This is a genomic window from Kitasatospora acidiphila (assembly GCF_006636205.1).
Taxonomy (GTDB): Bacteria; Actinomycetota; Actinomycetes; order Streptomycetales; family Streptomycetaceae; genus Kitasatospora; species Kitasatospora acidiphila.
Map to the genome: position 1 here is coordinate 698,916 of NZ_VIGB01000003.1, position 25,528 is coordinate 724,443.

19 protein-coding genes are annotated in these 25,528 nt (G+C 71.8%); 9 read left to right on the forward strand and 10 right to left on the reverse strand.

Translation table 11 applies throughout. The features are described 5' to 3' along the window. Nucleotides 1-34: 34 nt before the first annotated feature. Together E6W39_RS04065 and E6W39_RS04070 are read right to left on the reverse strand one after the other, a co-directional pair. Nucleotides 35-1,141 carry an RNA ligase family protein gene (locus E6W39_RS04065; protein WP_181799087.1) on the reverse strand — a complete coding sequence of 369 codons (1,107 nt, stop codon included), beginning with the start codon at nucleotides 1,139-1,141 and terminating at the stop codon, nucleotides 35-37. Between the two features lie 53 nt (nucleotides 1,142-1,194). Continuing rightward, nucleotides 1,195-2,814, reverse strand: a complete 1,620-nt coding sequence (locus tag E6W39_RS04070) for an ADP-ribosyltransferase domain-containing protein (RefSeq protein WP_141632298.1) — start codon at nucleotides 2,812-2,814, stop codon at nucleotides 1,195-1,197. Between the two features lie 185 nt (nucleotides 2,815-2,999). On the opposite strand from E6W39_RS04070, the gene E6W39_RS04075 reads away from it, so the two are divergent. Next, nucleotides 3,000-3,677, forward strand: a complete 678-nt coding sequence (locus tag E6W39_RS04075; protein WP_141632299.1) for a macro domain-containing protein — start codon at nucleotides 3,000-3,002, stop codon at nucleotides 3,675-3,677. A gap of 16 nt (nucleotides 3,678-3,693) precedes the next feature. Here the strand turns inward: E6W39_RS04075 and E6W39_RS04080 are convergent, their stop codons facing one another. From E6W39_RS04080 to E6W39_RS04090, 3 genes are all read right to left on the reverse strand, one after another. After that, nucleotides 3,694-4,569, reverse strand: a complete 876-nt coding sequence (locus E6W39_RS04080) for a slipin family protein (RefSeq protein ID WP_141632300.1) — start codon at nucleotides 4,567-4,569, stop codon at nucleotides 3,694-3,696. A 183-nt stretch (nucleotides 4,570-4,752) separates the two neighbouring features. Beyond that, the gene (locus E6W39_RS04085) at nucleotides 4,753-5,355 is read right to left on the reverse strand and encodes an ATP-dependent Clp protease proteolytic subunit (protein WP_141632301.1); all 603 of its coding nucleotides are present in this window, start codon (nucleotides 5,353-5,355) and stop codon (nucleotides 4,753-4,755) included. A 204-nt stretch (nucleotides 5,356-5,559) separates the two neighbouring features. After that, on the reverse strand, nucleotides 5,560-6,570 hold the full coding sequence (locus E6W39_RS04090; RefSeq protein WP_181799088.1) for an NADP-dependent oxidoreductase: 1,011 nt from the start codon (nucleotides 6,568-6,570) through the stop codon (nucleotides 5,560-5,562). A gap of 186 nt (nucleotides 6,571-6,756) precedes the next feature. Here E6W39_RS04090 and E6W39_RS04095 point away from each other — a divergent pair, with 186 nt between their 5' ends. Further along, nucleotides 6,757-7,728: a GlxA family transcriptional regulator gene (locus tag E6W39_RS04095; RefSeq protein ID WP_141632302.1), complete on the forward strand. Its 972-nt coding sequence runs from the start codon at nucleotides 6,757-6,759 to the stop codon at nucleotides 7,726-7,728. A 90-nt stretch (nucleotides 7,729-7,818) separates the two neighbouring features. Here the strand turns inward: E6W39_RS04095 and E6W39_RS04100 are convergent, their stop codons facing one another. After that, a complete protein-coding gene (locus tag E6W39_RS04100) occupies nucleotides 7,819-9,114 on the reverse strand; it encodes a hypothetical protein (RefSeq protein WP_141632303.1) in 1,296 nt (431 codons plus the stop codon). 346 nt (nucleotides 9,115-9,460) lie between these two features. Here E6W39_RS04100 and E6W39_RS04105 point away from each other — a divergent pair, with 346 nt between their 5' ends. From E6W39_RS04105 to E6W39_RS04115, 3 genes are all read left to right on the forward strand, one after another. Then, nucleotides 9,461-10,609 (forward strand): serine hydrolase domain-containing protein, encoded by a 1,149-nt coding sequence (locus E6W39_RS04105; RefSeq protein WP_141632304.1) that lies wholly within the window; start codon nucleotides 9,461-9,463, stop codon nucleotides 10,607-10,609. Between the two features lie 200 nt (nucleotides 10,610-10,809). Further along, entirely contained in the window at nucleotides 10,810-12,240 is a 1,431-nt protein-coding gene (locus E6W39_RS04110; protein WP_141632305.1) for a hypothetical protein, read from the forward strand. Next, on the forward strand, nucleotides 12,237-13,388 hold the full coding sequence (locus E6W39_RS04115; protein WP_141632306.1) for an ARPP-2 domain-containing protein: 1,152 nt from the start codon (nucleotides 12,237-12,239) through the stop codon (nucleotides 13,386-13,388). Before E6W39_RS04110 ends, E6W39_RS04115 begins: the two co-directional genes overlap by 4 nt. Before the next feature lie 46 nt (nucleotides 13,389-13,434). On the opposite strand, the gene E6W39_RS04120 is transcribed toward E6W39_RS04115, so the two are convergent. Next, on the reverse strand, nucleotides 13,435-15,810 hold the full coding sequence (locus E6W39_RS04120; RefSeq protein WP_141632307.1) for an FAD/NAD(P)-binding protein: 2,376 nt from the start codon (nucleotides 15,808-15,810) through the stop codon (nucleotides 13,435-13,437). A 150-nt stretch (nucleotides 15,811-15,960) separates the two neighbouring features. Between E6W39_RS04120 and pqqA the strand changes: the two genes are divergently transcribed. From pqqA to pqqE, 3 genes are read left to right on the forward strand one after another with little or no spacing between them, the layout of a single operon-like run. Continuing rightward, nucleotides 15,961-16,122, forward strand: a complete 162-nt coding sequence (gene pqqA / locus E6W39_RS04125) for a pyrroloquinoline quinone precursor peptide PqqA (protein ID WP_141632308.1) — start codon at nucleotides 15,961-15,963, stop codon at nucleotides 16,120-16,122. Next, on the forward strand, nucleotides 16,107-16,796 hold the full coding sequence (pqqC, locus tag E6W39_RS04130) for a pyrroloquinoline-quinone synthase PqqC (RefSeq protein ID WP_141632309.1): 690 nt from the start codon (nucleotides 16,107-16,109) through the stop codon (nucleotides 16,794-16,796). The genes pqqA and pqqC overlap by 16 nt, the downstream gene beginning before the upstream one ends. Then, nucleotides 16,793-18,184 (forward strand): pyrroloquinoline quinone biosynthesis protein PqqE, encoded by a 1,392-nt coding sequence (gene pqqE / locus E6W39_RS04135; protein ID WP_141632310.1) that lies wholly within the window; start codon nucleotides 16,793-16,795, stop codon nucleotides 18,182-18,184. Before pqqC ends, pqqE begins: the two co-directional genes overlap by 4 nt. Nucleotides 18,185-18,246: 62 nt before the next feature. Here pqqE and E6W39_RS04140 read toward each other — a convergent pair whose 3' ends face one another. Next, the gene (locus E6W39_RS04140; protein WP_181799090.1) at nucleotides 18,247-19,761 is read right to left on the reverse strand and encodes an outer membrane protein assembly factor BamB family protein; all 1,515 of its coding nucleotides are present in this window, start codon (nucleotides 19,759-19,761) and stop codon (nucleotides 18,247-18,249) included. A gap of 341 nt (nucleotides 19,762-20,102) precedes the next feature. On the opposite strand from E6W39_RS04140, the gene E6W39_RS04145 reads away from it, so the two are divergent. Then, nucleotides 20,103-21,746: a multicopper oxidase family protein gene (locus E6W39_RS04145; protein WP_220140157.1), complete on the forward strand. Its 1,644-nt coding sequence runs from the start codon at nucleotides 20,103-20,105 to the stop codon at nucleotides 21,744-21,746. Between the two features lie 84 nt (nucleotides 21,747-21,830). On the opposite strand, the gene E6W39_RS04150 is transcribed toward E6W39_RS04145, so the two are convergent. Then, nucleotides 21,831-24,389, reverse strand: coding sequence for a collagenase (locus E6W39_RS04150; RefSeq protein WP_141632312.1), 2,559 nt, complete (start codon nucleotides 24,387-24,389; stop codon nucleotides 21,831-21,833). Nucleotides 24,390-24,543: 154 nt separating this feature from the next. Next, nucleotides 24,544-25,503 (reverse strand): LysR family transcriptional regulator, encoded by a 960-nt coding sequence (locus tag E6W39_RS04155; protein WP_141632313.1) that lies wholly within the window; start codon nucleotides 25,501-25,503, stop codon nucleotides 24,544-24,546. Between the last annotated feature and the right edge of the window lie 25 nt (nucleotides 25,504-25,528).

The window sequence follows — 25,528 nt, forward strand, 5'->3', positions numbered from 1 at the left end:
GTCGCTTCCCCGACACCCTACGGCAGCCCCGCGCTCAGCGGGCCCGGCGGTCCTCGGCGTCGAAGGCGGCCAGGGCGCGGGCTCCGGGGGCCAGGGCTTGGCGCAGGGCGGTCCTGATGTCGTCGGACAATCCGCCTACCGCTTCGGCGAGTTCGCCGGTGGCGTCGTCGGCGATCTCCCGGGCCACGGCGGGCATCGGGGTGCGCGGGCCCAGTTTGCTCACGGCGGCGGCCGCGCGGGCGGGGGTGAGCAGCGTCGCGGCCTGGACCAGCAGCCAGGCGGGGATCCCGGCGGCGCCCTGTGGCGGTGGCAGGTAGGGGCGGGCGCCCTGGAAGCGCTCGTCCTCGGCGAAGGCCTGCTGCTTCACCTTGCCCAGCGGACGCGGGCCGGCGCCCGTGGCTCCGGTCTCCTGCCAGGTGCCGGCCGGTTTGAGGACGTAGCCCTCGGCGAGGTTGTCCGGCAGCTCGGGCAGGCCCAGCAGGGCAGGGACCTTGCTGGGGAAGGCGCTCGGCAGTTCCTGCAGCACGGTCAGCGCGCCCTGTCCGAGCACCGGCGGGCAGCTGAGCCCGGCGGTGGCGGCGGCCTGCCGCAGCATTCGGTCGCAGAGCCACCACCTGGCGCCGGCCGCGCCGTTCGAGGTCCCGCCTTGCTCGACCCGCTCGCCCTGGTCAATCCGCTCGACCTGGTCGACCGAGGCGTCGAACGGCAGCCAGTGCAGGCCCGGCGCGTACCACACGCCGGTCTGCACCGGCTGGACTCCGGCGACGGCGGGCACCTCCGGGTGCGGGTAGTGCCCGCCGGCCAGTTCGCCGTAGACGGTCACCACCGCGCCGTCACCCCGTTCGGCCCGCACCGCCGCGGCGAACCGGACTGCCGCCACGGAGAGCGCCGGCCAGATCCGGCTGACGCCGAAGAAGTCGTCCAGCGCGTCGTCGCCCAGCAGTTCGCGCCGCTTCGCCGGGCGGACCCCGGTGCCGTCGCAGACCACCGCGAAGTGCGCGCCGTGCACCTTCTCCACCGCGACCCACTCCCGCACCCCGGACGCGGAGAGCCGCCCCCGCGCGGAGATCTTGGGGTAGGGCAGCAACTCGGTGCTGCCGGGCGTGATTTCGGAGGTGGCACCGGGCCTGGCTTCGGGCATGTCCGGAATCATCGCCGCACGCCGTCAGCCGGGCAACGGAGTTACCTTCGGGCTCAGGAGACCAAGGGCTGCTCCTGGAGTTCGCTGAGGGTCACCGTGCACAGGCCGCCGCGCTCGGCCTTCACATCCGTCACCTGGAGCTGGGTGCCCGGCAGCAGGATGTACTCCTCCTCGCCGGTGAACGCCGAGAAGTTCTGGATGCCGGTGGCCCTCAGCGGCAGCACCTGGAAGAGGGTGCGCTTGCCGCGGCTGCCCAGGAAGGCCTGCGCCACGCCGAGCTTGGGCGTGCACGAGGAGACGCCCCACCAGGTCACGGTCTTGCCGACCGGGTACTGCGACCGCAGGTCCAGCGCCACCCCGCGCCACAACGGCTCGGAGCGGGCGGGGAGTTGCGACACCGCGGCGAACAGCAGCCGCAGGTACGGGAGGTACGGGGTGAGCCGGCTGCGGTCCGGGGAGCGCAGGATGGCGTTGATCTCCCGGTAGAACGCGGACTCGCAGGTGTAGAGGTACAGCGCGGCGATCGCGTCGGCGGACAGGATGCCGGCCGCCTCGTCGGCGCGCCGCTTGCCGAACTCGTGCGACAGCGCGACGTGCCGGTCAAGGCCGCGCAGCAGCTTGGCGACCGGCTCCACCGCGTCGCGGAAGTCCATCAGGGGCGTGTCGAACACGCCGGTGATCGCGGGGAGGACGAGCCCCTCGTCCTTGACGCCGGCGAGCCGGTCCAGGTAGAGCTGGTGCAGCTCCATCGTGTTGGCAATGAACGCGCCCATGCGGTCGGCGAGTTCGCTGTCGGCGCCGCCGGCTCCCGCCGCCGGGGTGTGCCACCCGACGCTCGGCAGCCAGTCGACCTCGTCGGCGCCCACCGACGCGAGGGCCTCGTTCACCACCCGGAAGTGGTCGCCGTCGCAGAAGATGTCGCCCTGCGCCGCCGGGTTGGGGTGGTCGATGTGCCGGACTTCGACTCCGGGGTACTTCTTCTCCAGCCGCTGCACCACCTTCTTCAGGGTTCGCGCATGCGCACCCCACCATCCGAAGACCACACCGCGGTCCTCCTCGGCGGCGTTCTGCTTGGCCGCGAGGATCTCCTCCACGATCCGCTCGATGACCGGGCGCCAGAACGCGGTGTGCTGGTCGGGCCCCATCGCCCCGTCAGCGCTGGCGGTCAGCGCGGCGTTCAGCAGCAGCACGCCCTGGGTGAGCATCGCCTGGAACCACTCCGGCGGCTGGACGGTGTCCTGCTTCTTCAGCAGCGCGCGGATGTCGGCGATCGGGGTCTTCTTGGGGATGCCGTACTTCCACATCGCCGCGGCCTTGATGATGCAGCGGATGCTGACGACCCGGCCGAACTGGCTGTCCTTCCAGTCGTGGAAGGTGTTGTCGAACATGGCGATGCCGGTGGCGCTCTCCGGCCGCGGGTACGGGTTCTGGCCGAATATGACGACCTTCCACTTGTGCGGCGCATGGGGCTTGAGCGCCTGGAAGGTCAGTTCGCGCACCGGCACGACGTCCGGGCTGCGGCCGGGGCCCATGAACGCGGCCGCGCCCGGCTGCGCTTCGAGGACCGGCTTCAGCAGCGGCAGCCACGGTTCACCACCGCCCTTGAACAGCTCCGCCAGGGCCAGCGGGTCGTTCGGGTCGGACGTGGCGGGGACGGCGTTGTCGTCGCTCATGGCGGTGGCTCCGGAATGTCGGACGGTGACTCTTGAGGCCCCGTCAGTTCGCTGGCGGGACCCCGCAGTCATATCGCCCGGGACTGACAATCGAGGGCCCGGCCCCGCCCGTTGAGCTGCACTGTCAGTGCGGACCGGTAGTTTCACAGGCAGTGGAGGAACCACATTCCGACAAGGAGTGACGTATGACCGTGGATCGCGTGGTGTTGCCGCTCGAGGTGGTGCTGACCGACCTCAACTCGGCAGTGGTGGAGGCCTGGCGAGCGGCGTTCGCCGACACCCCCGGGATCGAGATCCGCAGCGGCTCGATCCTCACCGAGGAGGTCGACGCCTGGGTCAGCCCCACCAACTCCAAGGGCCGGATGGACGGCGGGGTCGACGCGGTGATCAAGCGTCACCTCGGTGCGGGCATCCAGCTGCGGGTGCAGAAGGCGATCCGCGACAAGTTCGCGGGCACGCTGCCGGTGGGGAGCGCGGTGTGCGTCCCGTCCGGGGCCGTCAACCCGAAGTTCCTGATCTCGGCGCCGACCATGGCGACCTCTTCGCAGAACGTCAGTGAGACCCTCAATGTGGCGCTGGCCTGCGCCGCCGCGTTCCAGGCGATCCACCAGCAGAACCGCGCGAAGCCCGGCAGCATCCGATCGGTGGCACTGGTCGGCATGGGCGCCCAGACCGGCAAGGTGCCGGCGCGGGTGTGCGCCAACCTGATGTGGACGGGCTACACGCTCTTCAACGACTTCGACTTCGAGGACTACGACGAGCTGCGCGGCACCATCACCGCGCAGCTGAACGACATCGAGAGCGCGCCGGTCGAGCAGCGGGTCCGAATAGCACCGCCCGCGCGCCGCACCGCCCGTCGCTGAGCCGTGCGTTCGGCTCTCAGCCGGCGGCGGGCGCGCTGTCCTGTGCCGGGACAGCCGGAGCGTCCGGGGCAGCTGGCGCAACTGGGGCGGCTGGCGCGGCCGGAGCAGCTGGGGTGACCGGGGCGGCGGCCGGGTCGGTGCTGCGGGCCGCGGCGGCCTCGAAGAAGCGCAGGAGTTCCACCGGGAACGGGAGCACCAGGGTGGAGTTCTTCTCGGCCGCGACCTCGACCACGGTCTGGAGCAGGCGCAGCTGCATCGCCGCCGGGGTCTCGGCCATCTTGCCGGCGGCCTCGGCGAGCTTGGCGGCGGCCTGGAACTCACCGTCGGCGGTGATGATCCGGGCCCGGCGCTCCCGGTCGGCCTCGGCCTGCCGGGCCATCGAGCGCTTCATGGAGTCGGGCAGCGTGACGTCCTTGATCTCCACCCGGTCGATGTGCACGCCCCATCCGGTCGCCGGGGACTCCAGCATCAACTCCAGGCCGCGGTGCAGGTTCTCCCGGCCGGAGAGCAGGTCGTCGAGCTCGCTCTTGCCGATGACGGAACGCAAGGAGGTCTGCGCGACCTGGAGCATGGCGAAGGTGTAGTTCTGCACGTCGACGGTGGCCCTGATCGGCTCGACCACCCGGAAGTACAGGACGGCGTCCACGCGGACCGAGACGTTGTCCTTGGTGATGCCCTCCTGGGCGGGCACCGGCATGGTGACCACCTGGACGTTGACCTTGCGCATCCGCTCCAGGAAGGGAATCAGCAGGGCGACGCCCGGCTGACGCACGTTGCCGCGCACCCGGCCGAGGCGGAACACCACACCACGCTCGTACTGCTGGACCACCCGCACGCCCAGGACCAGCCAGAGGACCAGCAACACCACGATGATGACGACGGCAGCGCCCACGTGCCCGACCTTCCCCGTTGACGGGCCGCCACCCGGCCGGGCCCGGAGTGGCCCGGCCGCACGAGGGCGGCCGCGCCGGACAGTATGCGCCCCAGCGGGCAGACGCCGACAGTGCGGGGAAACGGTCTTGACGGATCGTCATCGCTTCTCGTCGCGGCCGCGCTCCCGCTGTGGCCGCAGGCGTCAGAACCCGGGCGCCTGTCGGTGGGGGCCGTCACCGCCGAGGACGTCCGCAGGGCTGTGGATGACCCGGTCGACCAGGCCGTAGTCCACCGCCTCCGCCGCGGTGAACCAGCGGTCCCGATCGGAGTCCGCGTTGATCTGCGCCACGCTCTGCCCGCTGTGCCTGGCGATCAGCTCGGCCAGCAGCTGCTTGTTGCGGAGCAGCCGCTCGGCCTGGACCCGGATGTCGCTCTCGGACCCGCCCAGACCTGCGGACGGCTGGTGCATCAGCACCTCGGCGTTGGGCAGCGCGTACCGCTTTCCCTTGGCACCCGCGGTGAGTATGAACTGGCCCATCGACGCGGCCATGCCGTTGACGATCGTCACCACGTCGTTCTTGATGTACTGCATGGTGTCGTAGATCGCCATGCCCGCGGTGACCGAGCCTCCCGGCGAGTTGATGTACAGGTAGATGTCCTTGTCCGACTCCGCGGCCAGGAGCAGCAGTTGGGCGACGATGCGGTTGGCGATGTCATCGTCGACCTCCTGTCCGAGGAAGATGATGCGGTCTCCGAGGAGGCGGTTGAAGATGAGGTCGCCGGCTCCGTCGTGTGCGGTCGTCATGGATCCACCTGTTCGTCAAGGCGAGTTGGTCGATGGGGGGCGGCCCGTGCGGTCCGCACCGGACCTGCCCTGCCACTCGCCCGACAGTAGCCGCCGACCGCTCCGGTTCCGGCCCGACTCAGGGGGAATTCGCTGTCGGCGAGGCCTGTTCGCTGTGAGCATTGAGCACAGCGGCCGACGCCGACAGCGGTCGGTGACGGACCGTCAGTCGAGTTCGAGGACGAGCTTCCCGGTGTTCTCGCCCCGGAACAGCATCTGCAGGGTCGCCGGGAAGTCGTCCACGGTCCCCTTCACCACGTGCTCCAGCACCTTGATGCGACCGGCGGCGATCCAGCCGCCGATCTCCCGGGCGGCCTCGGTGAAGCGCGGGGCGTAGTCGAAGATCACGAAGCCCTCCATCCTGGCGCGCGCGACCAGCAGGGCAAGGTAGTTGGCAGGGCCCTGGACGCCGGTGGTGGTGTTGTACTGGCTGATGGCGCCGCAGATCACCACCCGGGCGTGCCTGGCCAGGTTGGCCAGGGCCGCGTCCAGGACGTCGCCGCCGACGTTGTCGAAGTACACGTCGATGCCGTCGGGCGCGTGAGTGCGCAGAGCCTTGCGGACGTTCTCCGTGCGGTAGTCGATCGCGGCGTCGAAACCGAGTTCGCCGGTCAGCAGGGCGCACTTCTCGGCACCGCCGGCGATGCCGATCACCCGGCAGCCCTTGGCCTTGGCGATCTGGCCGACCATGCTGCCGACCGCCCCGGCGGCCCCGGAGACCACCACGGTGTCGCCGTCCTTGAGCGCCCCGACGTCCAGCAGCCCGAAGTAGGCCGTCAGGCCCGGCATGCCGAGGGCACCCAGGTAGGTCGAGGGCGAGGCGGCGGCCGGGTCGATCTTCAGGGCGCCCCGGCCGTCGGAGACCACCCGCTCCTGGACGCCGAAGGCGCCGGTGACCAGGTCGCCGACCTGGAAGTCCGGATGGTCGGACTCGGTGACCTCGACGATCGAGGCCGCGCGCATCACCTCGCCGATGCCGACGGGCGGCAGGTAGGAGGGACGGTCGTCGAGCCAGCCGCGCATCGCCGGGTCCAGGGAGATGTAGCGGGTGCGGCCGGCGAACCGGCCCGCGCCGGGGGCCGCGGCCGCCTCGGTGACGTGCTCCCAGTCGTCGGGCCCGACGTCGCCCACGGGGCGGCGGGCGAGGCGGATCTGGCGGTTCACGGTGGACGACATGGCGCCTCCTGGGCGACTGGGCGGTGGGGCTTCGGTGTCCCTGCGGGCCGATTCTAAGCAAGCGCTTAGTCAGCGCGCCACGGGCGGCCTGGGAAACGTAGCGACCCACCGGCCCGGCGGGCACCGGCGTTCAACTGTCCGAGACGGAACGGTTACGGGGAGCGGCGATTCCGATACCGTTCGCGCATGCGGATCGCCGTGCTCGTTCTTGACGATGTGTTTGACTCCGGACTGACGGCCGTCCTGGACGTGTTCAAGACCGCCAACAATCTGCGCGGGTGCATTCCCCAGCCCCCGCCGCCCTGGGATCTCACCCGGGTCGGCTTCACCAGCACGGTGCGCACCTCCTGCGGACTCCTGGTCGGCACGGAGCCGGTCGCCCGAGCGGCCGACTGCGACCTGCTGCTCATCCCGGCCGTCTCCACGCCCTTCCCGCACGGTCTGGCGCCGTGGCTGGAGAGCGAGGGCACCGCCCGGGCGCGTGAGCTGGTGGCCCGGACCCGGGTCCGCGGCGCCCAGCTCGCCGGCGCGTGCACCAGTACCTTCCTGCTCGCCGACAGCGGCGTCCTGGACGGCCTGCGGGCCACCACGGCCTGGCAGTTGGCCCCCCTGTTCCGCGAGCGCTACCCGCAGGTGGCACTCGACGAGCAGCGCATGGTCACCCACAGCGACGGCATCACGACGGCCGGCGCGGCCTTCAGTGCCGTGGACCTCGCCCTCTCCCTGGTCCGCCGGAGCAGCCCGAGCCTGAGCGACCTCGTCGCCGAGAGGCTCATCATCGAGGAGCGCCCCACCCAGGCCACCCACTCCATGCCCACCGCCCTCGCGGACCGGGATGCCACCACCGCCGCGTTCGAGGCCTGGGTCCGCTGCCACCTCAACCGGCCGGTGACCCTCACGGACGCCGCCCACGCCATCGGTGTCAGCAAGCGGACCCTGCAGCGCCGCACCCAGTCCGTCCTCGGCATCTCACCGGTGCGCTTCATCCAGGACCTGCGGATCGAGCAGGCCACCCATCTGCTCCGCAGCACCGACGAGCCGATCGACGTCATCGCCCGCCGGGTCGGCTACGAGACCGCCAGCACCCTGCGGATGCTGCTGCGCACCCGCACCGGCCGGACGGCCGGTCAGCTCCGCGGCCAGCGCCACGCCGGCTGAGCCGGCCCGCGGCGGCCGGACCGGTCGAGGGTGGCCGTGGCATCCCACGACCACCCTCCTCATACGATCGGTGTCACCTCACCCCTGAGATCACCCGATCCGGACCACGCCGGCGGTGTCCATGTCCGTCGTCCCGCCGTTGACGGCCGGGTAGACCTGGAACCGCAGTGTGGAGACCGGCTGCGGCGCGGTGTACGAGATCTGGAAGTACTGGTAGCCGCTGCTGGAGTTCACGTTGTAGGGGACGCAGGTGTTGGTGTTGGTGGCACCCAGTCCCCAGAGGCAGAACGACCCGCTCGCGCCCCCGGACTGCGACGACAGCCACACCGACGCCGTGTACGACGCGCCGGCCCCGACGTTGACCGGGATGTCCTGGTAGACCGAGCCGCCGCCGATGTTGGTGTTGAACGCCAGGTAGCCGGTGCCGTCATGGGCGGGTGCCGGAGCTCCGGCGGCCGTGTTGTAGTTGGCCCAGTTCACGATCCCGCCGGGCGGCACCAGTCGCTGCCAGCCGGTGGTGTTCTGCTCGAACGACCCCGCGGTCAGCATGTTGGGCGCGCTCATCACGCAGTTGTTGGCGCTGTTGCTCCACAGCGGCTGCATCGCGAAGGTTCCCGCCGAGGTGGTGACGGTGCCGAGGCCGGTCCAGGCGCACTTGTCGCCGATCTCGTTGTTGCCCGCGTCGTACCAGGCGTTGAGCAGCGGGTCGGTGATGGTCTCGGCCATCTCGTGGCCCTCGACGATGCTGACGCCGTCCAGGGCCGAGCCGGTGACCGAGCCCGCGCCGCAGTTCGAGCCGGCGTCGGACATGTACGGCAGGTCGGTGTAGGTCACGTTCGGCAGCCCGGCGATGGCGCCGTGGTACGCGCAGTACTGGGTGCCGAAGCCGGGGGTCGAGTGGCCGGTCGGGGTGGCCACCACGATCTCTACGTTCACCGAGTTGCCGGTGGCGAAGTGGAGCGCGGCGGCCCCCGCCTCGGCCTGGATCTGGGCGTCGCTCGGGCTGGCCGGGATCGCGGCCGGGTCCGACCAGGTGCCGGCCAGCACCGGCGACGAGCCGCCGCCGTACTGGTTGACGGTGGCCAGCCACGGGTTGCCGCCGATCGACGACAGGAACCGGTTCAGGTAGGCCTGCTCACCGCTCGGGTCGGCTCCCCAGCCCCAGTAGTCCACGTAGATCTGCGGCGCGGACTGCACCGGGCCGCCGTGGTTGGACATCGCGCCGGTGATGACGGCCGGGGCGGCGTGCTGCGTCTTCGGCTTGAGCTGGTGCGGGTCGTGATGCGACGTCACCGTGCCCGCCGCCTCGGCCGACCCGGGCGCGGCGGCGAGCAGGCCTAACGCCGCGCAGAGCGTGACGGCGAAGGCGGCCCTCTTCTTGGGCATACCGATCTCCTTTGGCATTCGGTGAGTTGACGCCCCATCGGCTGCGGTCCGGCGGGGTCGCCGGGCTCCTGGGCCCTGGAGGCCGCGTGCTGCGGCCCTGAAGGAAGCTACGGGTCGGGCGTGGCAGCGAGGAAGCTCCGAAGACGGCAGATCCGTTACCGTTCGTGCCACCCCTGTGCGGCGGGTCCTGGCGTCGCCGGGCCCGCTCTGGGAGCAGGGTCCTGGTCGGCCGTCGTTCTGCTCCCCTGGTCCCAGGCCCGTTCTCGTTCCCGGCTCCGACGATCCGCGCCGCCTGCGGTGGTGAGGTGGACATCGACAACCCGATTACCAGGAGGAGTCGTTGTTCATGTTCGAGGTGTCAAAGCTGTCAAAGCCGAAGCCCGGGGCCACCCGTCGACGCGCGACGGTCCTGGCCGGCATCGCCCTGGCCGCCGCCGGGCTGCAAGCTCCCGCGGCACTGGCGGCCGCCCCCGACCCCGTCCAGCGGAGCGTCAACGGGCTGGTCCGCGACGACGGCGTGCCCGCCGCGCTGGCGGCCGTCACCGGCCGCGACGGCCGCAGCCGCGACTACACCGCCGGCGTCGGCGATCTGGCCACCGGGGCACGGGTCCCGCGCGACGGCCAGGTGCGGATCGGCAGCACCACCAAGGCGTTCACCGCCACGGTGATGCTCCAACTCGTGGGTGAGGGGCAGGTCGGCCTGGACCGGCCGGTCGACAGCTACCTGCCGGGTCTGCTCCGCGGCGACGGGATCGACGGCCGCCGCATCACGGTCCGCCAACTCCTGCAGCACACCAGTGGTCTGCCCGACTACCTCGACCAGGGTGCCGTCCTGGCCGACCTGCGGCGCTACTACGAGCCCCGGGACTTGCTCGACCAAGCCCTGGCCCGCAAGGCCGAGTTCGCCCCCGGCACCGCATGGAACTACTCCAACACCAACTACATCGTCGCGGGCCTGATCATCGAGAAGGTCACCGGCCGCCCGCTGGGCGAGGAGATCACCGAGCGCGTCATCGACCGCATCGGCCTGCGCCACACCTACGTGCCCGCCCCCGGGGAGCTGACCCTGCGTGCGCCCCACCCCGAGGGCTACCTGCGCGAGACGGCCGACGGCCCCTGGCGCGACGTCACCGAGCTCGACCCGTCCTTCGGCTGGGCCGCGGGCGAGCTCGTCTCCACCGACAGCGACATCAACCGCTTCTTCAGCGCGCTCCTCTCGGGGAAGCTCCTGGCCCCGGCCGAACTCGCCCAGATGCGCACCACTGTGCCCGCCGACAAGCTCGGCGCCGGTACCCGCTACGGCCTCGGCGTGATGAGCGTGCCGCTGTCCTGCGGCGGCGTCTACTGGGGCCACGGCGGCGACATCCCCGGCTACCACACCCGCGGCGGAGCCACCGACGACGGCCGGGCCGTCAGCATCGCCGTCACCACCCTCCCCGATGCCGCGACCGCCCACCACGTGGACACCGCGGTGGACACCGCACTGTGCCGGTGACCGCTGACCGGGCGACGGGAGCCGAAAACCCGGCGGCGGACTGACGAAGCGCTCTGTTACGGTCTAGGCGGCCGGCCGCGGGACTCCGGTGCGACTTCCGGAACCTGCTTCTACCGCAATGATTCGCAGTTCGTGCCCCCACCACCCCGGCCGGCCACCCGGGAAGCGGAACACGCCGAGACCGTGCACAGGAAACAGTGATGGAGACTCACGAGGATCTGATCGCCGCCGACGACGTGCTGCTCTTCGTCAACGCCGCGATCACCGCCACCGGACAGCGCGAGTTCCACTCCGGTGGCGCCGAGCAACACCTCTCGCTGGAGTTCCTGCACGCCTATCTGCTCGGCAACTACCGCGAGTTGTACGCGGCCACCCTCGCCCTGGACATCAACGACCACAACGCGGCGCTGATCGTCCGCAATCTGCTGACCACCGCCGCCGAGGCCACCGCCGAACAGCGCCGCACCGAGGGCCGGTTGATCGCCCGGCGCCTCGCCCTGCTGCCCCCGCAGCGGGTCTACCGCCTGTTCGCCGCCCTCCGCCGGGCCCGGGTCAACAACCGCCGCACCCGCGCCATCATGCGCGACTGGCTGGCCGCCCGCCCCGACCCGGCGCTGGACGCCGTCAAGTACCGCAGCGGCCTGAAGGGTGCCTTGAAGCACGCTCATCTACCGCCTCCACATCAGGAGTTGGGCCCCTTCCTGTTCCGCGCCAAGCAGCCGGCGAGCTATCGGGAGCCGCTGCTCGACGCCTGGCGCCGCGCCCACTTCGAGCAGGCGGCGATCTACGAGCTGCCCTTCACCGTCGCGGAGGGCTTCGCCGCCAAGCACGGCATCGCGCGCGGCGCCTTCCTGGAGCGGATCGCGCCGAACCTCACCCGGCTGGAGCGGCTGCGGCTCCAGGGGTCGGCCCGCGCGCTGGGCGCCGCTGCGGTGTCGGCCGAGCTGGACCGGATGCCCCTGACCCGGCTCGCCTCCTATGTGCTCGGCCTGCCGCTGGAGGAGCGCACCGCCCGCCGCGCCGAGCTCACCGGCGCGCTGACCGCCGCCGCCGAGCGTACGGCCGGCCCGCTGCGCGGCAGTTGGGGGCGGGTGGCGGCGGTGCTGGACGACAGCTTCTCCAGCTACGGATCCGGCCAGAAGCGCCGCCGCCCGCTGGCCGCCGCGCTGGCCAGCCACCACCTGCTCGCGGCACTGGCCACCGAGTACCGCGCACACTGGACCTCCGGCCGCACCGACGCACTGCTGCTGCACCCGAGCGGCCCGACCCCGCTCGGCCTGCGGATCCTGGACGCGCTGGACGCCGCCCCGGACCGGCTGCTGATCGTCTCGGACGGGTGGGACAACGCCCCGCCCGGCCTGGCCGCCGAGGTCCTGCGGATCTGGCGCACCCGCCTGGACCCGCACGGCCGCACCGCCGTGGTCCACCTCAACCCGGTGTACGACGCCGAGGACTTCGACGTCCGCCGGCTGGCCCCCGGCGTCCCCACCGCCGGCCTGCGCGACGCCGAGGACCTGCCCGCCCTGGTCGAGCTGGCCCGCTTCGCCGAGGGCCGCACCGGCCTGCCCGAGCTGCGCGCCCACCTGGCCGACCGGGTCGCGGCCTTCCTCACCGACGGGAACCCCGCATGACCCGCCTCACCCTCACCGGCCTCACCCCCGGCCCCGCCCAGGTCTGGGGCGCGGTACGCCTGGTCCCGCTGCTGCGCGAGCAGCCCATCACCGATCTGCGACTGCACCGCCGCCTCTTCCCCGGCCAGGAGCTCGGCGTGGCCCAACTGGGCGGCCGGTCCGAGTACTTCTCCTACGTGCCGCACGCCTTCGTCGCCGACTGGACCAACGACGGCAGTTCGGCCGCCGCCTACGGCACCCAACTGACCCCGCCCAAGCCCGACTTGCCGTCCCTTCCAGCGATGCGGCTGCGGATGCACCGCCGGCTCGCCCGGCGCGAGGGCCCTGGCCGCCTGCGGTTCCTGCCCCAGCACCTGGCGCTGGAGGGCTACTTGGCGCTGCACTTCGGCGGCCCCACGATCGCCTGGTCCGAGTGGTCCCAGCGGGCGATGCGGGGCGGCCTGTCACCCCGCGCCGAGGAGGCCTACCTGGGCAGCGAGGTCCGCGGACTGGCCGACGCCCTGCGGGTCTTCGAGATCCACCCGGGCCAGTGCGGAATGCTGCTCTACCTGGCCGACGCGCTCGCCGCCGCCTTCGTCGTGCCGCACCCGGCCGACTACCGTGCTCTGCACCCCAGCCTGCTGCAGGACCTCTACGGCGAACTCGTCCACCACTACGCCACTTTGATGCCCCCGGTCACGGAGTTCCGGGCCCGCATCCCGGGCCCCGGCATCACCGGCCTGGCCGATCTGCGGGCCGCCGCCGAGCAGCAGGCGCAGCACTGGCGCACCGCGCACGACGCCCTGCTCGCCGCCGGCCTGCTGGATGCCGAGTACACCGCCCACCGGGTCTACCGGATGGGCCCGTTCACCCTCAGCCGCCTGCTCCCGCCGCTGCTGCCCAAGCAGGAGAACCACATCGGCGAGACCATCACCGACGGCGATGGCCGGCTCGCCTACCTGAAGACCTTCCGCCTCTCCGAGAAGCTGGTCCGCCGCGCCCATCTGCTCAGCCGCCTGGCCGCGCACGACTGGCACCTCGGCCGCACCGCCGCCGACCTCGGCCTGACACCGGCCCAACTCGGTCTGCGCCTGGAGTCGGCGGGCTTCGGCCTGCTGCTCCGCCAGGACATCCTGGACGGCTACCGCAAGGCCGCCCGCCGGGGGTAGCAGCACAGACTCCTCGGACGGTCGACCCGCTGAGGAACGGTCACTCTCAGGGCCGCTCCGCGGCGTCGAGCGCGTCCCAGACCCCGTCCAGCCATTCGACGATCTCGCGCATCAGCACGTCGTCGCGGTTCGGTTGCAGCGCCGCGAAGTGGTAGGTGCGGCGGGAGGCGGCGGGCGGGCCGAGCACGGTGACGGCGTCGACGGGCCGGCCGTCCAGCCCGATCGGCCGGGACCGCTCGTCGAGGTCGATGTAGCCGGGTATGAAGGCCTGCTGGCCGGGCGTGCGGTGCTGCCAGAGCCGGACCAGCCCCCGGTCGATGAGGTTGCGGTAGAGCGGCCGGATGTCGCGGGTGGCGTCGAACGAGTGCACCCTGCTGTCGAGCAGCACGTCCAGCGGCGCCCGCAGCGCGGTCTCGTCGCCGTGCAGCGTGAAGCGCCCGTTGTCCTCGTCGAACAGGACGACGGCGCGCGGCCCGGCCGAGACGTCCAGCACGCCGTGCTCGATGAGCGCGCGGATCTTGGCCATCACCTCGGGCGCGGTGCCGCCGGAGAGCTTGTTCTGCAGGCGCCGGTGCTGGTTCTGGAAGTGCCGGTGCGAGTCGGCGGTCAGCCCGCCCCCGTCGACCGCGTGGCTGATGACGGACCGCAGGTCGCACCACACGCCGTCGATGCTCGCCTTGTACGGGTTGTCGGCGTTGCCCTGGTTGGCCCAGAGCAGGTCGCGGTCCAGGAAGTCCAGGTAGGCGGCCTTGAACTCGTGCTGGGTGGAGCCGGGCCGCAGCCGGACCGGGTGCAGCAGTGTCGCCCAGTCGAACCGGTTGGCGCTCGGCTCGGTGGACAGCCGCCACGGGGAGGTGGACGGCAGCGGCACCCTGGCCCGCTGCTCGGGGTCCACCTCGACGGTGTCGGCCAGGTCCGCGCCGAACACCACGGTCAGCCAGCGGGTCAGTGACTCGGCCGGGTCCCAGCCGGGCACCGCCTTGGCCGCCTCGGTGAGCGACAGGCGGCCGGCCAGCACGTCGCGCATTTTGCCGCCGACCAGGGCGGCCACCCGCTCCACGCCGGGCAGCAGCCGGGTGACCTGGCCGGCACCGGCCGTCCCGTCGAGGAACTGCCGGTAGGCGTCGTCGACTTCGGCGGCGATCAGGTCGACGGCCGTCGGCCCGAAGAGCGTGCCGTAGTGCACGACGGCCATTTCCAGCACGATCAGCGGCATCACCTGCGACTCGAAGTCGAGCTGCGGGCGACCGCCGTCCTCGGCCGGCCGGCCGCCGGCCGCGCGCAGCCGGTCGATCGCCTCGGGGTGGAGGAACCGCCCCTGGTGCGGCTGCTCCTTGCGGTTCAGCGGACGGGTGTGCGGGAGGAAGCCGGTCCAGCTGAACGCGTACACCGTGGCCGGCTCGGAGCCGCCGGCCTGGTAGCGGAGCCGGCCGCCCTCGCTTTCGAAGCGCCCGCCGCGGCCCTCGGTCAGATAGAGGATCTGGTCGATCGCGGTCAGTCCGAGGCCCGCGCAGCCGACCGTGCTGCCGGCCGCGAGGGCCTGGGGGGACAGCTGCGGCTGCAGCGGGTAGGCGCTCGGCAGATAGCCGGCGCCGGTGCGCTGTGCGAAGGCGCGGTAGGCCTCCGGGCCGGGCTCGCCCGCGCAGTCGTTGCTGGAGTGCCCGGTGACCAGCAGCACCCGGTCCGCGGTGCAGTGCACTCCGGAGGTGGAGACCACGTCCAGCCGGCCGTCGTCGGTGGCGGGCAGGTCGGTGACCTCCTCGGCGTGCAGGGTCACCGTGACCCCGGGCACCTTGGCCAGCTCGGCGACGTAGCGGTCGAACATCTCCCGGAGTGCCTGGCCGTGTTGACGCCGCCTCGGCAACTCGGTGGGCTCCAGGTCGAAGGCCGCGTCACCGTCGGCCTGGAAGCGCTGCCGGCACCACTCGTGCAGGGTCGGGCGCTCCTCGGGGGGTCGGACCGGATCGGCGCCGGCCACCGTGTGGTCGGCGGCGAAGGCGATCTGGGAGCCGGACCGGTTGAGGTAGCTGGTGTTCGGCTGCTCGGTGCTGTGCACCTGTCCGGCGCCGAACTCACCACCGAGCTCGTACACGTGGACGGCGAGTCGGCGGCCGTCCAGCCGGGCGACGGTGGCGGCGAGCCGTTCCAGCGCATAGGTCGCCCGGGCCCACCGCCCACCAGGGCGAGACTGAACTCCTGGGAATCGTCGGACATCTGAGCCTCCATCAAAACCGCCACCGCCGCGCCACATCGAACAACCCTTCCCGACGGCGTCGGCTCGGGTCAATGGCTTCGTACACGTCGGGTGGCACTCGGGCAGGTGCGGGGCCACTCGTTTCCGGAGGCCGGCGGGGGTTGCCGGCGAGGGTTGCCGGCGGGGGTTGCCGGCGGGGGTCGCCCGCCTTGCCATGCCCCTGCCCATACGTCAAGTCCGCGGCTGCCCATCACCCGTTCGAGGGCGTTTCCGATCGCGCCACGCGGGTTGGACCGGCGGCCGGCTTCCGCGAATCGTAGCGTCCTGTTCCAGAGGGCCCGTAGGCTCTTGAACACCACTCTGACCGAGGAGGCACCCATGCATGCCACCCGTACCCCGAAAACCGCCGCCCCCACCGCGCCCCCGGCCCAGCCGGCCGGCGCCAAGCCCAGCTGGTCGGCCCCGGCGGTGGAGTGCCACCGCACCGGCGCCGAGGTCACCGCCTACGCCGGCCGGGTCACCCCGTGGCGCAACCGCTGACCCGCGAGCGGTTCGCGGCGAAGCTGTTCGACCTGCGCGAACGGTACTGGGACACCCACCCGTTCCATCTGCGCCTGCACTCCGGTGGCTGCACGCCACCGGAGTTGCGGCGCTGGGTGGCGAACCGGTGGTACTACCAGCTCGTCCTGACCCGCAAGAACGCCGCGATCATCGCCAACTGCCCGCTGCCCGAGGTCCGCCGGATCTGGTCCCAGCGCCTCGCCTACCAGGACGGGCCGAGCGGGGACGAAGGCGGCCTGGCCGACTGGCTGGTGCTCGCCGAGGCGGTCGGCCTCGACCGCGCCGAGGTGCTCGACGAGCGGCACGTCGCCCGGGGCACCCGGTTCGCCGTCAACGCCTACCTGCACTTCTGCCAGACCCGTCCGTGGACCGACGGCGTCGCGGCGGCGCTCACCGAGATGTTCTCGCCCGACCACATGGCCGAGCGGGTCACCGCCTGGCGCGCGCACTACCCGTGGATCGACGAGGGCGGATACGCCTACTTCGAGCACCGGATCCCGGTCGCCCGCAAGGACAGCGCCCAGACCCTGGAACTCGTCCTGGACCACTGCACCACCACCGCCGAGCAGCAGGCCGCGATCGACGCCCTGGCCTTCAAGTGCGAGGTGCTGCGCGCCATGCTGGACGCGGTCGACTACGGGGCCGATCGGTGACCGCCGCGCCGGCTGCCGTACTTCCCGGGCTGCGCAAGGGCGTTCGACTGGTGCACGACCCGGTCCGCGAGCAGTCCGCGCTGCTCTACCCCGAGGGCGTGCTGCTGCTCAACGACACCGCCGCCGCCGTGCTCCGGCACTGCGACGGGCGGCGGGACGCGGCCCGGCTGACCGCCCGGCTCGGCGAGGAGTACGACGGGGTGGACGGCGCCGAGGTGGTCGCCCTGCTCGCCGACCTCGCCGAGCGCCGCCTGCTCACCCTGGACGGCACCGGCTCCCCGGTCCGGCCGCACACCGCGGCCGGACCGGGGGGCGGCCCCCTTCGCCGCCCGGCCCCGCTCGGGCTGATCGCCGAACTCACCTACCGCTGCCCGCTGCAGTGCACCTACTGCGCCAATCCGCTCGAACTCGCCAAGTACCGCGATGAGTTGCGAACCGAGCAGTGGCTCCGGATCCTCGACCAGGCCCGCGAGCTGGGCGTGCTCCAGATCCATCTCACCGGCGGCGAACCGCTGTTGCGCCGCGACCTGGTCGACCTGGTGGCTCATGCTCGCCAACTGGGGCTCTACACCAACCTGGTGACCAGCGGCATTCCCCTCGCCGCCGGGCGGGCCGGGGCGCTCGCGGACGCGGGCCTGGACCATGTGCAGCTCTCGCTGCAGGACGCCGACGCGCGCAGCGCCGATGCCGTGGCCGGGTTGGCCGCCCATGACCGGAAGCTGGCCGCGGCACGGCAGTTCACCGAGGCCGGCCTGCCCCTGACCGTCAACGCCGTGCTGCACCGGGGCAATCTGGCCCGGCTCGGCGCCCTCGCCGACCAGGCGGTGGCACTGGGCGCGGACCGGGTCGAGCTCGCGCACACCCAGTACTACGGCTGGGCCTGGCACAACCGCGCCCACCTCGCCCCCACCGAGGAGCAGGTCCGGCAGGCGGAGTCGGACGTCGCCGCGGCCCGGGAGCGGCACGCCGACCGGATCGAGATCACCCTGGTCGCCGCGGACCATCACAGCGGAACCGTCAAGCCCTGCATGGACGGCTGGGGCGAGCGCCAGCTGGTGGTCAACCCCGACGGCGCCGTGCTGCCCTGCCTGGCCGCCGCCCAGTTGCCCGGCCTACTGGTACCCAGCGCGGCGGCCGAGCCGCTGGCGGCGATCTGGCACGACTCGCCCGCGTTCAACCGGTTCCGGGGCACCGACTGGATGCCGGAGCCGTGCCGCAGCTGCGAGTTGCGCGAGCTGGACCACGGCGGCTGCCGCTGCCAGGCCTTCCAGTTCACCGGCGATCCGGCCGCCACCGACCCGGCTTGCCGGCTCTCGCCGCACCACCACCTGGTCACCGCACCGGCCCCGGCGGGCACTTCGGGCCCGGCGCCCCGGCGCTTCCGCTGAGGTCCGCCGACAGCGGTGCCCGGCCTGCTCGTTGAGCGGGCCGGGCACCGCGGCGGGTCGGGTCACTGGCTGCCGAACGCCACCAGGTGGCCGTCCCTGGTACCGACGTAGACCCGGCCGCCGTCGGTGGCGGGAGAGACGAACTTGGCGGCCGTGCCGATCGGGAACGACCGGATCAGGTGCATGCTCCCGTTGACCGGCAGCGCGTTGTAGACCCGCAGCTCGCCGCCGACCCCGCCGACCCCGGAGCCCGACCAGACGGCCCAGACCAGCGCGGAGCCGGAGTTGCTGCCGCTGGAGGTGACCACGGGCGAGCCGGAGCCGTAGCCGAAGCCCTCGTTGCTGGTCGCCGCGCTGCTGAAGACCGGCACGCCGGCGCCGTTCACCGAGTACTTCAGCGCCCGCAGCGGCGAGTGGCCGTTGCCGGTGTCGGTGGCCACGGTGTAGATGTAGCCGCCGTCACCGCCCCAGACGCCGGGGTGGCCCCAGATGCCCTCGAACGGCCCGGCCATGCTGACCGGGTTGTCGCCGCCGTTCGGGCCCTGCCCCATGCCGCCCAGGTTGTTCCGGTCCAGCACGAAGACCCGGCCGTCCTTGCCGACCTGGACCAGCAGGTTCGGGTGCGCCTTGGTGCCGAAGCCCGCCGGCAGGGCGACCGGTCCGCCCGAGTCGAAGTCGGAGTCGTGGCTGTCCAGCGACCGGTTGTCGACCGGGCTGAAGAAGTCCTTGGCGGTCAGGCTGCCGTCGGCGTTCACCGCGAGCCGCACCACCGACTCGCCGAGGTGCCCCGAGGGCTGGTTGCCCGGGCCCTTGGTGGGCGAGGCACCGGTGCCGGCGCCATTGCCGGTGGTGAGGATGATCCGGCCGGGACCGTCCGAGACCAGCCCGCCGCCGCTCTGCCAGACCCCGGCCTCCTGGATGCTGGAGCCCGCCTCGGTCGACCACAGGGTGACCTTGCGGCTGGTGGTGTTCACCCCGGCCACCGAGCCGACGAACGGACCGTTGTCGCAGTACGAGGCGAACCCGGCGTAGACCGCGCCGCCCATCAGCAGCAGCCCGGGCCGCTGCCCCGAGCGGAACGGTTCGAACGGCTGGCCGGGACTGTTGGTCGGCGTGCCCTGGATTGTCACCGGCCAGCCCGCGCGCTCGGCGCCGGTTCCGGCGTCCATCGCGTGCATGTACCAGTGCGGATGCTGCACGTCCGAGCCGTCGTTGGCCTTGTCGACCGCGTAGAGGGTGTTGGACGCCGGGTCGTAGACGGGCGTGCTGGTGATGCCGGTCTGCTTGGCGGGGTCGTTGCAGTTGACCGCGGAGGTGGGCCAGGCCGGGCCGAGCTGGCGGGTCCAGTTGACCTTGCCGCTGGCGGGGTCGATGCCGTAGACGTAGTTGTTCTCGGTGGCGACGATCACGTTCTTGGCCGTGACCAGCGGCTGCGCCAGCACCGCGCCGTTGACCGCGGTGGAGAAGCGCTGGCCGAAGGTCGACGCGGCCACCTGACTCGGCGACAGGTTGGGCTCCGCCGCGTCCCAGCCGGTCCGCAGGTTGTTCCCCGAGATGGTGGCCTCGACGGCGTGCACCGGGCTGGGGAGCCCTAACAGCAGCAGGCTCGCTGCTGCTGCCGCCCCCGTCCTCAGTCGTAGCAGCCCTGGTCGGCCGCTCGCTTCGCCGACTTGTCGGTGCATTGCTGGCATGAGTTCCGTCATGTGATCCGCCCTGGTGTTCGATGTCCGTGGACGCTGAGGTCCGGCCGATCGCCAGTGTGCTGACCGAAAGTCAGGTTATCCGCTCAATGCGGTCGGACACGGCGGCGTGCCACTCAAATGGCGGCCCGACTCGCCGTCAGCTGTTGTCCGCCACCGATCGATCGATGAGGTTTGAGTACAGACCGATGTACCAACCCTCACACACCGGAGGCCCGATGGCCGAGGACACCACCCGCTCGGCAGCCGCCCGCCGACGGTCCGTACGCCGCACCCGGCGCATGCTGCACGCCCTCACCGCGCTGGCGCTGGCGCTGTCGGCGGCGGTCGGGACGGCGGCGATGGCCGACAGCCCAACAGGCAGCGCGGCGGACTCCCCGCCGCCGTCCACCGCGGACCAGGAGAAGGGGATGACCAGCGGGCTGCCACTGGCCGACCCGGTCACCGCCGACACCAAGCGGGCCCTGACCATCACGCTGGGCGCGGCCCGGACCAACTTCCAGGTGGGCGGCAAGTCGGTCTACGGCGAGTCATACGCCGGCACCTTCGTGGCCCCGACCCTGCTGGTGAAGCCGGGCTCCACCATCACCGTCCGGCTGGTCAACCACCTCCCGGTGGCGACCAGCCTGCACTTCCACGGCCTGCACATCTCCCCCTCCGGCGACTCGGACAACCCGGCCAGCTGCGTGGCGGCGGGCGGCACCACCGACTACAAGCTGGCGATCCCGGCCGACCATCCGCTCGGCACCTTCTGGTACCACAGCCATGCGATGGGCACCGCCTGTCCCGGCAAGTCGGCCGACCTGGCGGACATGGGGAGCACCGGGGACATGACGAAGATGGCGGACATGGCGGACACGGCGGCGGACGGTTCCGGCTTCGTCCCCGGCGACGTGGAGAACCAGATCTTCGCGGGCCTGTCGGGCGCCCTGATCGTCGGCGACGACCGCACCCTGCTGCCCAAGGGCCTGCAGTCCGTCACCGCGCACACCATGGTCCTGAAGGACGTCCAACTCGACGCCGAAAACCACATCGTGCAGGGCGGCATCGTCTCCAACAATCCGACGGTCCGCCTGGTCAACGGCCAGCTGCGGCCGGTGCTGACCATGCGGCCGGGCGAGACCCAGCTGTGGCGGCTGGTCAACGCCGGAGCCGACATCTTCTACCAACTGCAGCTGGACGGCTACCGGTTCACCGTGATCGGCGAGGACGGCACCCCGGTCGCCCGGGTGAGCACCCCCGACACCCTGCTGCTACCGCCCGGCAAGCGCTACGACGTGCTGGTCACCGCGGGTGCCAAGGCGGGCGCGGCGACATTGCGCACCACCGCCTACAGCACCGGCCCGGCGGGCGACCAGTACCCGGACACCACGCTGGCCACCGTCAAGGTCGCCGGCACCCCGGCACCCAAGCTGCCCGCGGTCACCGGTGGCATCCGCACCGCCCCCGCCGACCTGTCGAACGCCCCGATCGCCCAGCGCCGCACCGTGAACATGTCCCAGGCCGCGGACGGCAGCGCCTACTACCTCAACGCCAAGCAGTACGCGATGGGCTCGTCCGTCTTCGACACGCCCGCCAAGCTGGGCACCGTCGAGGAGTGGACCATCGTCAACTACACGGAGATCAACCACCCGTTCCACCTGCACACCGGCACCTTCCAGGTCATGTCCGTCAACGGCACCGCCCAGCCGTACGGCCATCGCCAGGACACCGTGGTCGTCGACCGCGCGGTGGGCGGCGAGAACGGCCAGGTGGTGATCCGGATCGCCTTCACCGACTACCCGGGCGACTGGCTGTTCCACTGCCACATCGCGGCCCACGAGGACAAGGGCATGATGAGCTTCATCCCGGTGGTCCGCTGAGGCGCCCGCCGCCGCGGAGCAGGCACCAGGACGCCCGGTCGGGCCCGCTGTCGGCGGGGCCCGGCCGGGCGTCCTTGAGAGTCGTCAGAACTGGGTGCTGACGGTGACTCCGCTGAAGTCGGTGACGGCGTGCAGGGTCAGGTAGTGGTAGCCGGCCGTCGGGTTGGTGACGGTGAGGGTCTGGGCGGTGCCGGGGTTGGTGGAGGAGGCCGTGAAGACGGCCGGGGTGGCCCAGGTGCTGTCGTTGTAGTAGAGGGCCGCGGTGCCGGTGCCGCCGGAGGTGGAGACCTTCAGGCTGGTGGTGCCGGCCGGCAGGTAGACGTACAGGTAGTCGTTGTTGCCGGCGGCCTCGGAGCGGTTGGACCGGGAGCAGTTCTGGCCCATCGCGTCGGTGCGTGGGTCGGTGCAGGTCGGCAGGGTGACCGGGCCGGCGGTGGTCACGGTCACCGAGGCCGGGGTGCTGGCGGTCCGGCCGGTGTTGTCGGTGACGGTCAGGGCGACGGTGTAGGTGCCGGCCGCCGTGTAGGTGTGGACCGGGTTCTGCTGGTCCGAGGTGCTGCCGTCACCGAAGGTCCAGTGCCAGGCGGTGATGGTGCCCCCGCCGGTCTGCACGGACTTGTCGGTCAGGCTGACCGTGGCGCCGTTGACGGCCGAGCCGAACAGGGCCGTCGGGCCGTTGGCGTAGCAGGCGCCGGCGGCGCAGCTGGTCAGCCAGCTGTCGAAGTCGGCGTCGTAGGAGGTGCCCAGGTTGTTGTAGACCGCGTAGGCGCCCTGGTAGTCGCCGGTGCGGAAGTGGCCCAGCATGTTCGCGACGTCGGCGGGGTGCTTCTCGAACATGTAGCGGACGGCCAGGTAGCCCCAGGGGTAGGTGCGCACCGAGTCCGAGTTGCCGTAGGTGTTCTGGAAGATCGTGCTGAGCTTGTAGGTGTGCTTGGCCGCCTCGGCCATCGCCTGGGTGTCGGTGAGGCCGCGGTAGCTGTAGGACTCGTACTCGGCGACGCCCTCGATCCACCAGATGTTCGGCACGGAGGTGAAGGTGCCGAAGTTGCCCTTGGTGTCGTAGATGTTGTCGAGGTAGTGGGTGTACTCGTGGTTGAGGTTCCACACGTTGGCGGGGAAGCTGTCGTTCCACGACTTGCGGTACATCACCGTGACGGCCTGGTTGTTCGGGTCCGTCGGGTCCATGACGGTCTGGCCGCCGTTGTCGGTCGAGTTCCCGAAGATCGCCCAGGAGTAGGTCAGGTAGTCGGCCTGGTTGGCGAAGATCCCGAAGGTGACGGTCTTGTCGTACGGGTTGACCGCGCCGCTGTCCTTGACCAGGTTGTGGAAGAAGCCGTCCTCGCCCCGCAGGCTGGTGCAGACCGTGTTGAGCTCGTCGGCGGTGAGGTTCTCGGTCTGCAGGGTGCGGTTGTCGCAGACCAGCTGGTTCGGCAGCACCGCGGCGGTCAGCTTGGCCGGCAGGTCGCAGGTGCCGTAGACCGAGCAGTGGGACGCGTCGTACAGGTTGGCGTCGTAGGCCGTGTGCACGTAGAGCGGGCCGGTCGCGCCGGTGATCGGGGTGGCGTCGAGCACCGCCTTCACCTGCTGCCCGGCGGCCGCCCCGGCGGCGCCGCCGTCACCGGCGGCCCGACCGAGGTCGTTGCCGGCGTTCACCACGAGGTTGCCGTTCGGACCGGCGGCCATGCCCTTGTTGGTGGTCGCGAAGCTCGACATGGCGCTGAAGACGCTCGGGTCCGCGGTGACGGCGTTGACGAAGTCCGGGTTCCAGTTGCCGCGCCACAGCGGCGCGAACAGCACCGAGTTGACGGCCTTGTCCATGCCGGCGACGGCGTCGTAGGAGCTGTTGTAGCCGGTCAGCACCTGCTTGTAGGTGTTCAGGTAGGACGCCTGGAGGTTGGCGCTGTCGGTCATCACCAGCGCGTCGTAGAGCACCGGCGCGTTGGCGGCGGTGACGTCCTTCCAGTGCGCGCTGCCGAAGAAGGCGTCCAGCGCCGCCTTGTTGGCGGCCGTCAGCGCCGCGTCGTAGCCGCCCACGGCGGCCGCGTTGTTGGACTGCACGTACCAGCCGGCGCGGAGGAAGAGCTCCAACTGCCAGATGCCGGTGGAGTCGTCACCGGTGTAGTGGGCCGCCAGCGCCTGGTAGGCGTTGGCGACGGTCAGCATCTGCGATTCCTTGAAGATGTTGCCCGCGTCGGTGCCGGTGGTGTTGAACAGCGTGTTGACGCAGTCGGAGGTCGAGCCCTCGATGAAGGAGACCAGCGCGCTGCCGCTGCGGCTGCCGAAGTCGGACGGGGAGCAACTCGCCGCGGCGCGGCCGGCATTCGGCTTCACGGCCGGCGACTGGACAGACTGGGTGGACTGGGCCGCGACGGCGCCGGTCGCCAGGGTCTGCTGCGGCTGGGCCAGTTGATCGCGCGACAGCGGAAGTGCCGCTGGGGCGAACTCCTCAGTGGCGCTGGGGTTGGCGGCGGGGAGGGTGGCACCGAGCGGCTTGGGGGCAGCGGGCGAGGTGTTGGCGGCCTGCTTGGCGGTGGCCGGGCCGGGGGCGGCGAAGGCCGCCGGCGCCGGCAGCAGACAGGCCGCGGTGGCACAGCCGGCGACGAGGCCGGACATGAGGGTGGGGAGGGGTATGCGCAGTCGCACTGCTGGTCCTTCTCCTGAGTGGGGGTCGACTCACTGCTGAGCAATCAGGCGAGGCTTGGGGGGAATTGACGTGAAGCTTGTCAGTCGACGAAGGAGTGTGCAATGTGACAGGTCATATGACCTTGTGGCCGACTGCCATAACAGCGGGGCGGATTCACGGGCGGGCGCCTCGGTAGGTGCGGGCGGCCCAGGCCTGGAAGTGCGGTGAACCGGCGATCAGTTCGCGGTAGGCGGCGGTCGCGGCGCCGAACAGCGTCTCGACCAGCTCGCCGCCGACCGTCGCGGACCGCCAGGCCAGCAGGTACCGGGTCCAGAGCGGGGTGCCTGCCAGCGCCTTGATCACCACGGCGGACTGCGGCTTGGTGGTCGCCTGCACGGTGGAGACGCCGAGCCCGGCCGCGATCATGTCCTGGAGCTCCAGCCGGTCGCCGAGGAACTCGTGCACCGCCGCGGGACTGAATCCGGCGGCGCTGCAGGCGGAGAAGAAGACCCCCGGCCAGCCGGCGCCGTCGTCGGGGGTGACGAACCAGGGCTCCTCGGCCAGGTCGGCGAGCGCCACCTCGGTGCGGTGCCGCAGCCGGTGCCCGGCGGCCAGCGCCACGAAGGTCGGCTCGGTGACGATGCCCCGGTACGCCACCGCGTCGGAGTGCCGCAGCTCCATCCCCGGGTAGTCGACGGCGATCGCGGCGTCCAGCACCCCCTGCTCCAGCAGGTCGACGATGTCGGAGGAGCGGTAGACGCTGCTGACCGTCACCTGGAGCTCCGGCAGCTGGCTGCGGAGCCGGGACAGCATCCCGGGCAGCACCGGCGAGTTGGTGGCGGCCAGCCGCAGCTCCCGGCGGCCGGCCGCGGTCTCGTCGACCGAACGGCGCCCCAGGCAGTCGGCCCGGGCCAGCACCTCGCGGGCGGCCGCCAGCACCTCGGCCCCGAATCCGGTCGGCGCCACCCCGGAGGTGGTGCGCTCGAACAGCGGCGCGCCCAGGTGCCGCTCGATCCGGCGCAGTTGGGTGCTGGTGGCGGGCTGCGAGGAGCCGAGCTGCGCGGCGGCCCGGCCCACGCTGCCGGTGTCGGCGATGGCGCACAGCACCCGCAGGTGCCGAAGCTCGAGCTCCACCGGGGCGCCCCTCTCCAGTTGTGCC

Coding starts and splice junctions, on each gene's coding strand:
- E6W39_RS04065 (WP_181799087.1), bottom strand. CDS start 1,141: ATGCCCGAAGCCAGGCCCGGTGCCACCTCCGAAATCACGCCCGGCAGC.
- E6W39_RS04070 (WP_141632298.1), bottom strand. CDS start 2,814: ATGAGCGACGACAACGCCGTCCCCGCCACGTCCGACCCGAACGACCCG.
- E6W39_RS04075 (WP_141632299.1), top strand. CDS start 3,000: ATGACCGTGGATCGCGTGGTGTTGCCGCTCGAGGTGGTGCTGACCGAC.
- E6W39_RS04085 (WP_141632301.1), bottom strand. CDS start 5,355: ATGACGACCGCACACGACGGAGCCGGCGACCTCATCTTCAACCGCCTC.
- E6W39_RS04090 (WP_181799088.1), bottom strand. CDS start 6,570: ATGTCGTCCACCGTGAACCGCCAGATCCGCCTCGCCCGCCGCCCCGTG.
- E6W39_RS04095 (WP_141632302.1), top strand. CDS start 6,757: ATGCGGATCGCCGTGCTCGTTCTTGACGATGTGTTTGACTCCGGACTG.
- E6W39_RS04100 (WP_141632303.1), bottom strand. CDS start 9,114: ATGCCCAAGAAGAGGGCCGCCTTCGCCGTCACGCTCTGCGCGGCGTTA.
- E6W39_RS04105 (WP_141632304.1), top strand. CDS start 9,461: ATGTTCGAGGTGTCAAAGCTGTCAAAGCCGAAGCCCGGGGCCACCCGT.
- E6W39_RS04110 (WP_141632305.1), top strand. CDS start 10,810: ATGGAGACTCACGAGGATCTGATCGCCGCCGACGACGTGCTGCTCTTC.
- E6W39_RS04115 (WP_141632306.1), top strand. CDS start 12,237: ATGACCCGCCTCACCCTCACCGGCCTCACCCCCGGCCCCGCCCAGGTC.
- E6W39_RS04120 (WP_141632307.1), bottom strand. CDS start 15,810: ATGGGCAGGGGCATGGCAAGGCGGGCGACCCCCGCCGGCAACCCCCGC.
- pqqA (WP_141632308.1), top strand. CDS start 15,961: ATGCATGCCACCCGTACCCCGAAAACCGCCGCCCCCACCGCGCCCCCG.
- E6W39_RS04145 (WP_220140157.1), top strand. CDS start 20,103: ATGGCCGAGGACACCACCCGCTCGGCAGCCGCCCGCCGACGGTCCGTA.